The organism is Pseudoalteromonas sp. BSi20495 (genome assembly GCF_000241185.1).
GTDB lineage: Bacteria > Pseudomonadota > Gammaproteobacteria > Enterobacterales > Alteromonadaceae > Pseudoalteromonas > Pseudoalteromonas fuliginea.
Genome location: NZ_BADY01000017.1, coordinates 69,056 through 84,980, shown reverse-complemented (window position 1 = coordinate 84,980; position 15,925 = coordinate 69,056). Strand labels below are relative to the sequence as shown.

Below are 15,925 nucleotides of genomic sequence, written 5' to 3'. Positions count from 1 at the left end.
AAAAACCTTAGATGCAAAACATCAAGGTTTTTTATAACTCAATAGTCATAGATTATGAATCAATAGACTTATGATAATCTTCTAAATCTTTAGCTGCGTTAGGGTCATTGAATACGCTTTCATCAAGTTCACCTTCAGACTTGGCAACAACACAGGTAACCATACAGTCACCAGTAACATTTACCGCAGTACGGGTCATATCTAGCAATCTATCTACGCCAATTATAATAGCAATCCCTTCTACAGGTAAGCCAACTTGGTTAAGTACCATTGCCAACATTATTAAGCCAACACCAGGAACACCGGCTGTGCCTACAGATGCGAGCGTAGCTGTTAATATGACCATTAAATAGTCAGAAATCGTTAAATCAACACTAAACACTTGTGCAATAAATACGGTTGCGACGCCTTGCATAATCGCTGTACCATCCATATTAATGGTTGCACCTAGGGGGATAGTAAATGAGGCAACTGAGTTGCTTGCACCTAACTTTTTAGTCGCAGTTTCAAGTGTAATAGGCATGGTTGCGCTAGAGCTTGATGTACTAAATGCAAATAAACAGGTGTGCTTCATTTTAGCTAAGAAAATACGCGGGTTTAAGCCCGTTAGTATTTTTAATAGTAATGTGTAATTTACAAGCGCATGTAATAGCAGGGCCAAAACAACAACGCCAAAATATTTAGCTAGGCTCACAATTAAATTGAGCTCTATTGTAGTGAACAGCTTTGCCATTAAAAAGAACACGCCATATGGTGCGATGTTCATTAATAAAGTAACTAATTTTAAAATAACTGTGTTTAAGTCTTCAAATACATCAGCAACGCGTTTGCCTGCTTTACCACTTAGTGCCATAGCAATACCAAATAGTAATGCAAATACAATGACTTGTAGCATGTTGCCTTTAGCCATTGCTTCAAATGGATTTGTTGGAAACATGTCTATAATAACTCTAGCTAGAGTAGGTGCTTCTTTTGCATCGTAACTCGCTTGAGAAGGTAAGCCAATTCCTTCCCCAGGATTAAATAATAAGGCTAGGGAGATTGCTACTGTAATAGCTATAGCTGTAGTTAGTAAATATAAACTAATAGATTTGCCACCTAAGCGTCCCAGTTTTTTTGGATCGCTAAGGCTGCAGGTTCCACAGACAAGTGAAACAAAAACGAGCGGAACAACTAACATTTTTAAGCTAGCGATGAATATTTGCCCACCCACATGAAAAAGGCCATCGACAAAAAATGCTTTAATTGGCAAAGAGAATAACCCAAGTGGTATTAGATAATCGTCTTCACCAGCTAAAATAGCCTGAAATATAAAGCCTACTACAACCCCTAACCCCATACCTATCATGATGCGAGTGGTTAAACTCATTGAACGGATTTTTGACATATACCCTAATCTACTTTTAATAAATTTTGTCATAGACTACCAGTCTATAAATATTTATACAGAAAAAGTTAGTATTTATTGAAAATTATTTTATACAAAAAAGTAATAAAAAACTGTGATTTTAAACTAGGTTATAGGTTAATATTAGGTAAATAACGTTTAGTTAATAATAACAACACTAGGGAGAGGTCAATGCCTTTAACGCGATTGCTCAGTATTATGTTACTTAGCTTTTTACTCATGGCTTGTGGCGGAGGTGGAACGCTTGAAAAAGATGGCACAGTGGGTGGTGATACTGATACCGACACAACTGTCTATACAGTAACCCTTCAAGGGTATTCTCAAACTAGTGACTCTGAATCAAATGCAGTAACTGCTGACGCGCCAATAGATTTACGTGTAACACTTAAACAAAATGATACCCCAGTTGCAGGTAGACGCATAACGTTCAGTTTAGCTGATGGTGTGGGTGAACTTAATCCAGAGTCTGCATTAACCCAAAGTGACGGTATTGCCACTGTTGAGCTTTCTGCGGGAACAATTACAGGCGCGGGAGAAGTTACTGCGACGTATACTATTGATGGCGCAACGTATACAGACGTTTTTGATTTTCAGACTCAAACTGAAGTTATACCTAAAGTAGAGTTGGCCGTTAATTTACAAACATTAAATGGAGGAGAGGCCAGAAATGTAAATTTTTTAACGCCTGCAATTGCACAAGCAATACTTCTGTTAGATGGTGAACCAGCTGCTTTTCAGCTCATACAATTTAATCTATCAGGCTTTGGAACAATAAATCCGTCTAATGGAACAGCAATGACCAATAATGAAGGCATTGCTAAAATAGATATACTTGCTGGCACTGAAGCTGGTGCAGGAACTGTTTCAGCTACTTATATTACTGAAGATGGCAGTAGTATAAACTCTAATGCTTATACTTACACTACAGCAGGCGACGCTCCTGTGCTGGGATTGTCGGAAGATTTTACGATTGATTTAAGCTTACTTTCGGCGACAACGCTGGCACAAACGAGCCAGATTAGTGCAAGTGAAAGTGGTTTAATTAAGGCGCTTGTTCTAGATTCTGATAGTCAACCGGCGGTTGGAGAAGTTGTTACCTTTAACTCATCGCTTGGTAGTTTATTGCCCAGTTCAGGGACTGCACTGACTGACTCAAAGGGCATAGCTACGCTCAATTTGACATCAGGAACAATTGAAGGGGCTGGTATTGTTACCGCACAGTTTGAAGCGGTTGAATCTACATTGGGCTTTTATACCAGTGGGGATGCGATTGATCCAAATCAAAGCAGTGCCGATATAGCATTTACAATATTCCAAAACTGCCCACCTGACTTCAAAACGACGAAGGATGTGAGTTTATGTGAAGAGACTGCCGGTATTTCTGGTGATTCAATCGGCATCCTTTATATTAAAGTTAATAAAAAAGATTCAACCATACCACTAACTCAAACTCTCGTTACGGCAACAACAACGATTGGCTCTATTTCACCTACAACCGGCACCGCAATTACCGATGTAAATGGTATTGCAATACTTGATATTATCCCCGGCAGAGATGTAGGGGCTGGAGAAATAACTGTTTCAGTATTGGGGAGCAGCATTACCAAAGCATTTCAGATAGCTGCTGTAGATATTGATATTACTATAACAAGCTCTTTAGCTGATGATGAATTTCTAGCCGCAGGTGCTACAGCACTAATTTCTATTGAAATTACTAAAGATGGTGAAGCCTATACAACCCCATTAAATGTAGAATTTTCATCAGGCTGTGTTGCAAGTGGTTTAGCTGTGATGGATGAAGCTGTTACCAGCATTGGTGGTTTCGCTCGTTCAACTTACCGACCTTTAACGTGTGTTGGCGGCGATATTATTACTGCAACAGTTGTTACTGGTGGTGATACTGTATCAGGTACGGCAACGATTAATGTATCTCCAGCTGATATTGGCTTCATCCAATTTATTGAAGTAACACAACCTGTCATTTCATTAAAAGGTACAGGTGGAGCTAACAGAAGTGAAATTTCAGAAGTTAGATTTAAACTAATTGATTCTAACGGTAATGCACTAGCTTCTAGAACTGTCGACTTTACATTATCCACTTCAGTAGGTGGAATTACGCTTAGTACCGCTTCGGCTATCACCAATAGTGCTGGTGAGATACAGACTACAGTTCAGTCTGGTGCAGTTGCGACGCCTGTGCGTGTTATTGCTTCAAGTAAAGATGATGTTGGTGGCGAAACTGTGGTTGTAACAGCGCCTTCGGATATTTTAGTTATAAGCACAGGGATTGCTGATCAAAATAGCTTTTCACTATCTCGCTCAGAGTTTAATACGCATGGTTTAAATGTTGATGGGACTTTAGTATCTGTTAATGCGCGCTTAGCCGATCATTTTAATAACCCGGTACCAGATGGCACTGCTGTAAGTTTTATTACTGAAGGTGGTGTTATCGAACCAAGCTGTACGACTACGAATGGCGTTTGTAGTGTTACGTGGACAAGTAGTAATCCACGCCCGTTTACCGATTCAATGTACGCAAATACAATTGCTCAAAAATGTGATGGTGGATTACCGTGTCCATTAGGTATTTTAAATAATGATCTAACATTAGATTTACCATTAGGGGGGCGTGCAACCGTTCATGCATATGCTATTGGTGAAGAGACTTTTTCAGACTTAAATGGTAATGGTTACTTTGATAGCGAAGACTTCTTTGATGATTTATTTGATATTCCAGAAGCTTTTATTGATAACAATGAAGATGGCACTTTTGGCGGTAAAGACTGTAACGATGGAACGGATCCTTGTTCACGTGATAACTCAACAGGCGATGAGTTTGAAGAGTTTGTAGATTTTGATGGTAATGGTTCTTGGACTACAGAGAACGGTTTATATAATGGTTTACTATGCCGTCAAGAAGACGAAACTGCTGGTATATGCAGCCGCCAAATGGTTAACGTATTTCAAAACCAAGAAATTGTAATGTCTGGTGATGCTGCTTTCTTTAGGCTAATAACTTATGCCAATGATTGTGCTGCTATTACAGGCGTAACAGCGACTGAGGTGCGTGTAAATAGTGACCCTACAGGGCCTTTAGTGCGTAGTTCAACAGGCCAGCTAATGTGTGGAGTTGATTCAATAGACTTAACAGAAGCGACAGGAACTAATAGTGTTGGATTAACCGTGTTCATAGCTGATGCCTATAATAACCCTTTACCCGTTGGGAGTGAGGTAAGTATCGCCTCTGAAAATGGTATTCTAACGGGCACTAACAGTTATATCTTTCCTAATACAACAAGTTTTGTGCCTGTAGGTATTTCCTTTGGTATAACAAGAGAGCCAGCCGATGGAAGAAATGATATAACTGATGGTTTTTTAACAATTAGTGTTGAAGCTACATCGGGTCTTATTTCGTCAACTTCAATTGCAGTTACTGACGACGCTAAGCTATAATTTTATGATGTTTTAAAAAAATGCCAACCTTTAGGTTGGCATTTTTGTTTGTGTTCTATATATTCCACAACAATTATTCTAAAAACACCTGTTTGTTTAAATTAGCAACAGAAATTGTTCGTTTATTCAGTAAATACTGAAAAGTTTGTATTAAAAGCTTGTAACAACTAGTGTTTGTAGATATACCTATAAATATTCGCGCCGCTTAGAGCGGTAAACACATTTTTAATATTTGGTTAGAAATAGGCAACTATGGGCAAATCGCTAGTAATTGTAGAGTCACCTGCTAAGGCTAAAACAATTAATAAATATTTAGGTAATGATTTCATCGTAAAGTCTAGTATTGGACATGTACGAGATTTACCTACTTCGGGTTCGAGCAAAGCTAAAGTGCCGGCAACTAAAACGCCAGCAGAAGTTCGTAAATTGCCACCTGAAGAAAAAGCAGCGTATAAAAAACAACGAGATTATACCAACTTAGTCGCACGTATGGGAATTGACCCTGAACAAGGCTGGGAACCGCATTACGAAATATTGCCGGGTAAAGAAAAAGTTGTCCAAGAATTACAAAAACTGGCAGAAAATGCAGATCAAATATATCTCGCAACGGATTTGGATAGAGAAGGGGAAGCGATTGCTTGGCACCTCCAAGAAATCATTGGTGGAGAGCCTGAAAAGTATAAACGCGTAGTTTTTAACGAAATTACTAAAAATGCGATTCAACAAGCGTTCGAAACGCCGGGTGAGTTAAATACCGATATGGTTTTTGCTCAGCAAACGCGACGCTTCTTAGATCGCGTTGTAGGCTTTATGGTGTCGCCATTACTGTGGGCAAAAGTCGCTCGCGGACTTTCTGCAGGTCGAGTTCAGTCAGTTGCAGTGCGTTTATTGGTTGAACGTGAACGTGAAATTAAGGCATTTATACCAGAAGAGTTTTGGGATATTCATGCTGATGTTAAAAACACAGAGTCAGAGTTACGTTTAGAAGTAACCAAACAAGACGACAAGCCATTTAAGCCAGTAAATGAAGCTCAGGCTAGCGCAGCAGTTAAAAGCCTTGAGAATGCCGAATATAAAGTTGTTAATGTTGAAGAAAAACCAAGTAAGAGTCGTCCAAGTGCGCCTTTAATTACTTCAACAATGCAACAAGCGGCAAGTACACGTTTAGGTTATGGCGTTAAAAAGACCATGATGCTTGCTCAGCGTTTGTATGAAGGTGGTTACATTACGTATATGCGTACCGATTCAACTAATCTGTCAAAAGATGCAGTTGCTATGTGTCGTGAATATGTAACTGAGCAATTTGGTGAAAAATATTTACCAAAAGACCCAATTAACTACAGTTCTAAAGGCAATGCACAAGAAGCGCATGAGGCTATTCGTCCATCAAGTGTAACAGTACTTTCTGGTCACATTGAAGGCGTTGACGCTGATGCTAAAAAATTATACGAGCTTATTTGGCGTCAATTTGTTGCATGCCAAATGGTGCCTGCAGAATATGATCTAACTACTTTGACTGTTGCAGCAAACGATTTTCAGCTCAAAGCAAAGGGTCGCGTATTACGCTTTGATGGTTGGACTAAAGTACAACCTGCAATTCGCAAAAAGAATGAAGAAGATCAATCATTACCACCGGTTACGTTAGGTGAAACACTGACTCTTGTTGAGCTTGATCCTAAGCAACATTTTACCAAGCCGCCTGCGCGTTTTAGTGAAGCGAGTTTGGTTAAAGAGCTTGAAAAACGAGGCATCGGTCGTCCTTCTACGTACGCATCTATTATTTCAACGATTCAAGACCGTGGTTATGTACGTGTTGAAAATCGCCGTTTCTTCGCTGAAAAAATGGGTGAAATTGTTACCGATCGTTTAGTTGAAAACTTTACAGATTTAATGAATTTTGACTTTACCGCTAAAATGGAAGGTCGGCTAGATGATATCGCGGAAGGCGAGCGCGTTTGGACTGAAGTACTTGATAAATTCTATGCTGATTTTTCAACGCAACTAACTGTCGCCAAAGATGAGCCAGAACAAGGTGGTATGCGTCTTAACGAGATGGTTGAAACAGATATTGAATGCCCTACGTGTAGCAGAAAAATGGGTATACGCACGGCCTCAACCGGTGTTTTCTTAGGGTGTACTGGTTATAGCCTTCCACCAAAAGAGCGTTGTACTACAACGATGAACTTGGTATCGGGTGATGAAGCTGTAGCTGCAGATGTTGAAGATGTAGAAACTGAAAAGTTAATGCAAATGAAGCGTTGTCCAATTTGTGAAACAGCAATGGACTCATACCTAATTGACGAAACTCGTAAATTGCACGTGTGTGGTAATAACCCCGCATGTAAAGGCCATGTAGTTGAGGAAGGTACCTTTAAAATTAAAGGCTATGATGGACCAATTATCGAATGTGATAAATGTGGTTCGGACATGGAGCTTAAATCGGGTCGCTTTGGTAAGTACTTTGGCTGTAATAACGAAGAATGTAAAAATACTCGTAAGCTACTTAAAAATGGCGAAGCAGCGCCGCCAAAAGAAGATCCTGTTCACATTACTGAATTAGAATGTGAAAAATCAGATGCGTATTTTGTTTTACGTGATGGCGCTGCGGGTATATTTTTAGCCGCAAATACTTTTCCTAAGTCACGTGAAACACGTGCACCTAAGGTAGAAGAGTTAAAACGCTTTAGAGACCGCATTTCGCCTAAGTTTTATTATTTAGCAGATGCACCAGCTAAAGATCCTGATGGTAATCTTGCTGTTGTACGCTATAGCCGTAAAAATAAATCTCAGTATGTTATGACTGAAGTTGACGGTAAAGCTACCGGCTGGACTGCTCATTATGAAGCGGGTAAATGGACCGAAGAAGCGAAGAAAAAAGCAGCACCTAAAAAGAAACCAGCGGCTAAAAAAGCCCCTGCTAAAGCAAAGGCTAAGCCAAAAGCAAAAAAAGAGGCTGAATAAGTAAATAATCGCTTATTCATCGCTTTTAAAAGCTAAAAAAACCGGAACGCACAGCTTGTGTCGATTCCGGTTTTTTTTATCTATTTATATGTACTTCGCAATGGCTTTGTTAGCCGCACATATAATACCAACCTGCATAAATATTTGAACAATTTATCGAATTAAATCACTCTACAACGTTGTTAAAAATTTTTATTTAGAACAACTAGATACAAAATTTTTGCTTAGTTCTAGCGCGATTTTCTTATCGTTAAATAGACCACATATACAAGCAGATTGGTATGAATATTATTAAATTTTTACAGAAGATATTTTCTTGTATCCTTCTGATTCAAGTTCATCATTTACACACTTTAATACGTATGCATTTAGATCTTCATTACTTACGTCGTCATCTTTAGCCCAGTTAACACACATTTCTGTGTATTCTTTTATTGTTTCGGCTGAGGCGTTTGTCGCATCGTCTGCTACTGCGTAAGTTGCAGATACTGCAAATAAAGGTGCTACGATTAATGCTAGCAATGCTTTGTTCATTCGTTTATTCCTAAAAAAATGGTGTGACGACTGAATTACGCTATTTAAGTTGAAGCGTAAAACAATAGTGCCCAGTACAGAACAATTCTGTTGGTATGCTGATTTTTAAACGAAATTGAGATAAAAGATAACGAAATATTTTTATCGTGAAGATGAGTAATTCATCTATCGGTATTTTCACATCATTGTATTGTTGTGAGTTATAAGCTAAGGTCGCTTTTTTAAATTAAAAGACCAAAAAATGTCATCACATACACCTCAAAAAAAGCCACGCCAAGCGAATAAATTAGAGCATGCGTTAGAATCTTTTATCTTTAAAGGACGTTGGCTTCTGGCCCCATTTTTTGTTGGTTTACTCTTTGCAGTTGTATTGTTACTAATAAAATTTTTTAAACAGCTTTATTTAATGGGTATTGCGACGTTTTCAGCAACTAATCAAGAATTACTTGTTGGCATTTTAACCTTAGTCGATACCGCACTATTAGCAGGGCTATTACTAATCATCACATTTAGCGGTTACGAAAACTTTGTTTCAAAGCTTGATATTGATAATCATGAAGACAGACCATCTTGGATGGGGAAAGTCGGTTTTTCAGGGCTAAAAATGAAACTAATAAGCGCAATCGTGGCTATTTCAGCTGTTGAATTATTAAAAGTATTTATTAACTCAGGTGCATACCCAAACGATGAATTACTGTGGAAGGTGATTATTCATGTTACGTTTGTTATGTCTGGTGTTCTATTTGCGCTAACTGATTACTTAAACAGTAAAACCCAAAGTCATTAGAAAAATTAAATGTACAAAAAAGCCCAAGTAATTTACTTGGGCTTTTTATGTTTAGAGCTTAGCTGTAACATTAAGTGTAACTATTGATGTCATTAACACTCTGCATAAAAGCAAGCGTAAGGCTCAAGCGTTAGTGTATCTTGGCTTAATTTTGCGCTGTGATGGCTAAGCTCAGTGTATTCTTTAACGATTGATGTTGGCATATCAATACTTGCTTGTTGAAAGCTTAGATTAAACATGCAAAGCATTCTTTGCGTTCCAAGGGTTCTATAAAAAGCAAGCACAGGCTCAGGCGTTTCAATAAACTCAATATCACCCTCAAGCAAAACTGTTTGCTTTTTTCGCCAGGTCATAAATTCACGGTAGGCATTTAAAATTGAGTTGTTATCATTTGTTTGCATCGCAACTGATTGTTTTTTGTGTGCATCATCTACTGGGAGCCAAGGCTTGGCTTCACTAAACCCAGCGTGCTGCGATCCAGTTTGCTCCCAAGGCATTGGCGTTCTACAGCCATCACGCCCTTTAAAGTTAGGCCAAAACGTTATGCCATACGGGTCTTGCAAGTCTTCAAAGGCAACACTTGCTTCACCTAACCCTAACTCTTCACCTTGGTACATACACACGCTGCCACGAAGAGAGGCAAGTAGGGCGGTTAACATTTTACATTGCTGAGAGTTGATTTTGCCGTTTTCGCTCCAGCGGCTTGCTACGCGCTCTACGTCATGATTGCTAAATGCCCAGCATGGCCAGCCCTCAAGCATATGTTGTTCTAGGGTTTGAACCGTAGTTCTAATATATTCACTTGAATAATCATTTGTTAAAAGCTCAAAGCTATAACCCATATGCAGTTTGTCGCCGCCTTGAGTATATTCTGCCATAGTTGCTAACGAATCTTCTGACGATATTTCCCCAAGTGATACAGTACCTGGGTATTTATTAAGTAATGCACGAATATCTTGCATAAACTCAATGTTTTCTGGCTGAGTATTGTTGTAATAATGGTACTGAAACGCATACGGATTATCTTCACTAAAACCACGGCCTTGACGCTTATCTTTTGGTTTAGCTGGATTATCGCGTAGTCGTGCATCGTGATAACAAAAATTAATAGCATCGAGTCTAAAACCATCAACGCCTTTTTTAAGCCAAAACTCTACATTATCAAGCACTGCTTTTCTTACATCTGGATTATGAAAGTTAAGATCCGGTTGTTCGGTTAAAAAATTATGCAAGTAGTATTGCCCGCGACGAGGTTCCCACTGCCAAGCCCCACCACCAAAAATAGAAAGCCAGTTATTTGGCGCTGTACCATCTTCTTTTGCATCGGCCCAAACATACCAGTCGGCTTTATCGTTTATTAAATTATCGCGGCTATCTAAAAACCACTGATGTTGATCAGAGGTGTGACTTAATACCTGATCAATAATTATTTTAATATCACGATCATGGGCTTGGCTTATTAGCTCATCAAAATCGTTTAAATCACCAAAAAGCGGGTCAATGTCGCGGTAGTCACTAATATCGTAGCCAAAGTCTTTCATTGGCGATTTGAAAAAAGGTGAAATCCAAATAGCATCAACGCCTAAGCTTTTAATGTAATCAATACGATTAATAATTCCTTTTAAATCACCAATACCATCGTTGTTGCTATCTTGAAAGCTACGCGGATAAACCTGATAAATAACCGCACCTTTATACCACTGCTTTTGGGTCATGCTTTTCTCCGTCATTCCACACAGTATTTAGACTATTCTTATTTGTGATTAAGATTAATCACGTTATTTGAAAAAGCATACGTGAAGCCTTGAACACTGTAAAAAGCCTGCATACGTATGCACTAAAATTAATAGAATTAAATTATCAAAAATAAGTACTTAGGCATCATTAAAAATGTTCGATTTGTGTGTTTTTTTGTTTACCAATTATATAATTTAGCTATTTTCTTACTCGAACTAAACCTAATAGCTTGTCCTATAAGGGAAATATATTTTATGTTTCACCTTTAATGGTCTGACCAATTCAACACTTGGTTGATGCTTGATAGTTCTTATTTTTCATAGCGGTACTAATTAGTTTCACTTTGTTTACATCAAGGTCAGTGAGCTATTAACTGTTAATAGAGTAAATTTAACGAGCAATGTTTTCCAATTGATTTTATTTGTTTTTATATATAATTAAATCAATTGGTTAGTCTTTATTTTTTCAAGTTTATGTTAATGTTAAATCCTTCTGTAACGGTTGAATACGTATGCATAAAGTTGTTAATAAAATAAAGCTGGCGTTAATATTCATCCTGACAACAAAATTAGCTCGCCTGTTTGACTATCACTCAAACAATGAATGCGGGTATCACAATATGGGTAACGGGAAACATTATGTCTATGTTCAAACCAAGTATATTAACTTTGGCATTAACAGCTGCAGGCTTATCAAGCTTTGCAACACTAGCTGCTCAAGAAAATACAATAAAAAAAGATGACGTAGAGGTTATCGAGGTTAAAGGCTTTCGTGGCAGCTTAATTGAATCTATAAACACTAAACGCTTTTCTACACAGGTTGTAGAATCTATTTCTGCAGAAGATATAGGTAAGCTACCTGATTCGTCTATTGCTGAGTCTATTGCACGTTTACCAGGTTTAACTGCACAACGTTTAGATGGCCGAGCAAGTCGTGTGAGTGTTCGTGGTTTCAGTGAAGATGAAAGTGCGACCACTTTTAATGGCCGTGAGCAAGTGTCTATTGGTGACAACCGAGGCGTAGAGTTTGATCTTTACCCATCTGAAATAATGAGCGGTGTTACTGTTTATAAAACACCTAATGCCAGTATTGAAGCCGAAGGTATTGCTGGTGTCATTGACATGCAAACGGTTAAGCCTTTAAGTAAAGGTGAACGTGTTGTTATGTTTAATGGTCAGCTTGAAAAAACAAGCTTTGACAAGTTAAACCCAGATGGCGATAACCAAGGTTTCCGCGGTACTTTTTCGTATATTGACCAATTTGCAGATGACACTATTGGTGTGGCATTCGCGTATAACAAAATGAGTTCTCCAAACCAAGAAAAGCGTTGGAATTCGTGGGGTTATCCAGAATTCACAAATAATGGTAAAGATTATTCAATTTTAGGTGGTGCAAAACCTTATGTCCGTTCATCTACATTAGATCGTGACTCAGCAATGCTGGTTATAGAAGCATCTCCGAATGATCGCTTGAATATGACATTCGATGCATTATATGTTGATTTTTCTGACGAAAGAATTTTACGCGGTATTGAAATTCCATTTGCATGGGGTCAAGGTAGTATAGATCCAAACAGTGTTATTGTAGACGAAGAATCTGGTTTTATTACTAGCGCTAAGCTGCAACAAGGCCAGCGCGTTGTTATTCGAAATGATTATGAAGAACGTAATGCTGAACTAAAGCAATTCGGTTTTAATACAAAATACGATATTAATGATGCATGGTCTGTAGAGTTTGATGCAAGTGTATCTGAAGTAGAACGTCAGCTTTGGAGTATAGAAAGCTACTCAGGAACTGGTCGCGGAGACAGTAATGGTGTTGCTGATAACTTAGGTTATACCTTTAATGGTGGCAACACGGGCGCGCAATTTACCCATGAACTTGATTACAGTGACTATAACTTAATTCAACTAGGTGGACCTTTATCTTGGGGCGCAAGCTCTGCTTTAAATGATAAATACGGCCTAAATGATACGCCTTACCAAAATACAGCGCAAGATGGCTTCATCAACGCACCAGAAATTAATGATGAGCTTCAAACATTAAAGTTAGCTGCTAGCAAAGTGCTTGAAAATGACTACATAAGCGCTATTAAATTTGGTATTTCGTACCGTGACCGTGAAAAAACTAAAAAGTCAGAAGGTTATTTTATGACTTTAAAAGATTTTTCACTTGATAACCCTGGAATGGTCTCAGTACCTGAAAAATACCGTTTGGGCACTGCAAGTTTAGACTTTATTGGTATGGGTAATATGATTGCTTATGACACTAATGGTCTGGTTAATGACGGTTACTACAATCTCCTACAAGAGAGCTTAACAGATCAAAAACATAAAACGCAGTCTTGGACAGTACAAGAACAAGTTACAGCTTTATTTTTGCAAGCAGATATTAATACTGAACTAGGTTCAATTCCTGTTTCAGGTAACGTTGGTGTGCGTTATGTTAAAACGGAACAATCATCACAAGGTTCTGCTGCGACGACCGAAAACGGTTTAGTTGTTGTATCTCCAACAGACATTAGCCATGATTACTCGCATGTATTACCTAGCTTAAACTTATCATTTGCAATAGATGAAGAACAAACGGTTCGTTTTGGTGCAGCTAAAACTATTTCACGTGCTCGTTTAGATGAAATGAACGCTTCTGTAAATGCAACATATAGCCCAACTCAAGACTCTAACGGTAATAACTGGAGTGTATCTGGTGGTAATCCGCAGCTTGAGCCTAAAGAAGCCACTGGTTTTGATTTAAGCTATGAAAACTATTTTCATGAAGAAGGTTATTTTGCAGCAGCGTATTTCTATAAAGATATTTCTACTTGGATTTTTGACGGTAACTACGCAATAGATATGACTGGTGTCGCTAATCCATCAACAGGTGAAATACCAGCAAATAGCCAAGGTTCTGGCTCAGGCAAAGTAAATGGTGGCGGAGGTGACCTTTGGGGTTACGAGCTATCTCTTTCTTTACCATTGAGTATATTTAGTTCATCACTGGAAGGCTTTGGCTTAATTGCCAGCCATACTGGTGTAGAGCAAGATATTGAAGATCAAAATGGGAATGAATATGAACTGCCAGGTTTATCAGAGAAGATCGATAGCTTAACTTTTTATTACGAAAGAAATGGCTTTCAAGCGCGTACAAGTATGCGTAAACGCTCTGACTTTAAAGGTAATGTTAACGGCTTAGGACTTGCGGCTACGCAAGTAGATATTAAAGGCGAAACAATTTGGGATATTCAAACTGGATATGATTTTGCTGAATCGGGCTTACAAGGTCTGGAAGGGTTATCTGTTACATTCCAAATTCAAAACTTAACCGAAGAGCCATTTACTTCGCTTTCGGGTGATAACAATTTACAAGTACGTGACTACCAAGATTACGGTCGCACTTACTTGTTAGGCTTTAGCTACAAGCTATAATAAAAATTGTGTGTAGAAGCCCTTGTGATTTATTTTACAAGGGCTTTTTTATAGCTACTTTACCTAACTTTTTAATCATACTTTGATTTAATAAAACGTGGATAATAAGATGAAATCAATAAAACACGTCGTGATCGCAGGCGGTGGTACCGCAGGTTGGATAACTGCAGCACTGCTTAATAAAGTGTTAGGTAAAGTAATTAATATCACATTGATAGAGTCATCATCTATTGGCACCGTGGGAGTTGGAGAAGCAACCATACCACCTATTATCCAACTTAATAACGCATTAGGCATTAACGAAAAAGAGTTTATAAACGAAACCAACGCAACAATTAAACTCGGTATTGAATTCGAAAACTGGAAAAAACCAACGCACAGTTATATGCATGCGTTTGGCCCGATTGGAAAAGACTTCCCGTTTTGCGACTTTTATAACTTTTGGTTAAAAGGTCGAATCACGGGTTGCGAAGACGATTTATGGGATTTTTCGTTAAATTACCAAGCCGCTAAACAGCATAAATTTGCTCCCTTAAACACAATACCCAATACCGAATTACCTGGGCTAAGTTACGCTTATCATTTTGACGCCACACTTTACGCTGAATATTTAAAAAAGCTGGCAATATCGCGTGGTGTAAAACACATTGATGCCAAAATTAGTGAGGTTACACAATGTTTAGCAACGGGTAATGTAGAAACACTCATACTCGATGATAATAAGCAAATCAACGGTGATTTATTTATAGATTGCACAGGGTTGCGTGCGTTGCTTATTGAGAAAACACTCAATACCGGATTTGTAGATTGGTCTCATTATTTACCATGCGATAGTGCCATTGCAGTACAAACAAAATCAAACGATGAATTAAAACCTTATACGCAATCAATTGCGCACAGTGCCGGTTGGCAGTGGCAAATTCCGTTACAAAGCCGAATAGGCAATGGCTTGGTTTATTGTAGTCGTTATTTATCGGATGAAGACGCAAAGGCGTTGTTGCTTAATAACTTACCCGCAGATCCAATAACAGAACCTCGATTTATCAAATTCAAAACAGGTAGACGTGTAAAACAATGGCATAAAAATGTAGTCGCGGTTGGTTTATCAAGTGGCTTTTTAGAGCCATTGGAATCTACAAGCATTCACCTAATTCAAAGCGCAGTTACACGGCTGATTAAATTATTTCCGCACCATGGTATCAGCGATGCGTTAGCAAGCGAGTTTAATAAACAAAGCGTGACAGAAATAGAGCGCATGCGCGATTTTATTATTTTGCATTACAAACTTACAGAGCGGGACGACTCTGCATTTTGGCGTCAATGCATCCAAATGGATATACCGGATTCACTGATCCATAAACTTAATCTATTTAAACAAACAGGTAAGGTGATTCGTGAAAATAATGAGTTATTTGCCGAAATAGCATGGCAGCAAGTGATGATTGGACAAGGCTTAATACCTGATGACTATTGCACTATTGCTAATTCGTTTACGGACGAGCAGTTAAGTGATTTGTTTATTAGTTTAAAAACATTAGTAAATTCGACAGTTGAAAAACTTCCTACCCACAAAGAATTTTTAGCCAGTATTAAAAGGGCGTCATAATGCGATTTATACAG

The 15,925-nt window shown here is 38.4% G+C and carries 8 protein-coding genes; 5 read left to right on the top strand and 3 right to left on the bottom strand.

Annotated features, from left to right (window positions below; translation table 11 throughout):
* Positions 1 to 52: 52 nt before the first annotated feature.
* Complete coding sequence (locus P20495_RS17275) at positions 53 to 1,387, bottom strand: dicarboxylate/amino acid:cation symporter (RefSeq protein ID WP_008134075.1); 1,335 nt, start codon at positions 1,385 to 1,387, stop codon at positions 53 to 55.
* A 192-nt stretch (positions 1,388 to 1,579) separates the two neighbouring features.
* Here P20495_RS17275 and P20495_RS17280 point away from each other — a divergent pair, with 192 nt between their 5' ends.
* On the top strand, positions 1,580 to 4,861 hold the full coding sequence (locus P20495_RS17280) for a hypothetical protein (protein ID WP_008134074.1): 3,282 nt from the start codon (positions 1,580 to 1,582) through the stop codon (positions 4,859 to 4,861).
* Positions 4,862 to 5,113: 252 nt separating this feature from the next.
* Positions 5,114 to 7,822, top strand: coding sequence for a type I DNA topoisomerase (gene topA / locus P20495_RS17285; RefSeq protein ID WP_008134073.1), 2,709 nt, complete (start codon positions 5,114 to 5,116; stop codon positions 7,820 to 7,822).
* 291 nt (positions 7,823 to 8,113) lie between these two features.
* On the opposite strand, the gene P20495_RS17290 is transcribed toward topA, so the two are convergent.
* Entirely contained in the window at positions 8,114 to 8,356 is a 243-nt protein-coding gene (locus tag P20495_RS17290) for a hypothetical protein (protein ID WP_007375379.1), read from the bottom strand.
* Between the two features lie 241 nt (positions 8,357 to 8,597).
* Between P20495_RS17290 and P20495_RS17295 the strand changes: the two genes are divergently transcribed.
* A complete protein-coding gene (locus P20495_RS17295) occupies positions 8,598 to 9,143 on the top strand; it encodes a TIGR00645 family protein (RefSeq protein WP_007375378.1) in 546 nt (181 codons plus the stop codon).
* A gap of 92 nt (positions 9,144 to 9,235) precedes the next feature.
* Here P20495_RS17295 and P20495_RS17300 read toward each other — a convergent pair whose 3' ends face one another.
* Positions 9,236 to 10,858, bottom strand: a complete 1,623-nt coding sequence (locus P20495_RS17300) for an alpha-glucosidase family protein (RefSeq protein WP_007375377.1) — start codon at positions 10,856 to 10,858, stop codon at positions 9,236 to 9,238.
* Between the two features lie 660 nt (positions 10,859 to 11,518).
* On the opposite strand from P20495_RS17300, the gene P20495_RS17305 reads away from it, so the two are divergent.
* Positions 11,519 to 14,305, top strand: coding sequence for a TonB-dependent receptor (locus P20495_RS17305; RefSeq protein WP_033015027.1), 2,787 nt, complete (start codon positions 11,519 to 11,521; stop codon positions 14,303 to 14,305).
* Positions 14,306 to 14,414: 109 nt separating this feature from the next.
* Complete coding sequence (locus tag P20495_RS17310) at positions 14,415 to 15,911, top strand: tryptophan halogenase family protein (protein ID WP_008134070.1); 1,497 nt, start codon at positions 14,415 to 14,417, stop codon at positions 15,909 to 15,911.
* The last annotated feature ends 14 nt before the right edge of the window (positions 15,912 to 15,925 follow it).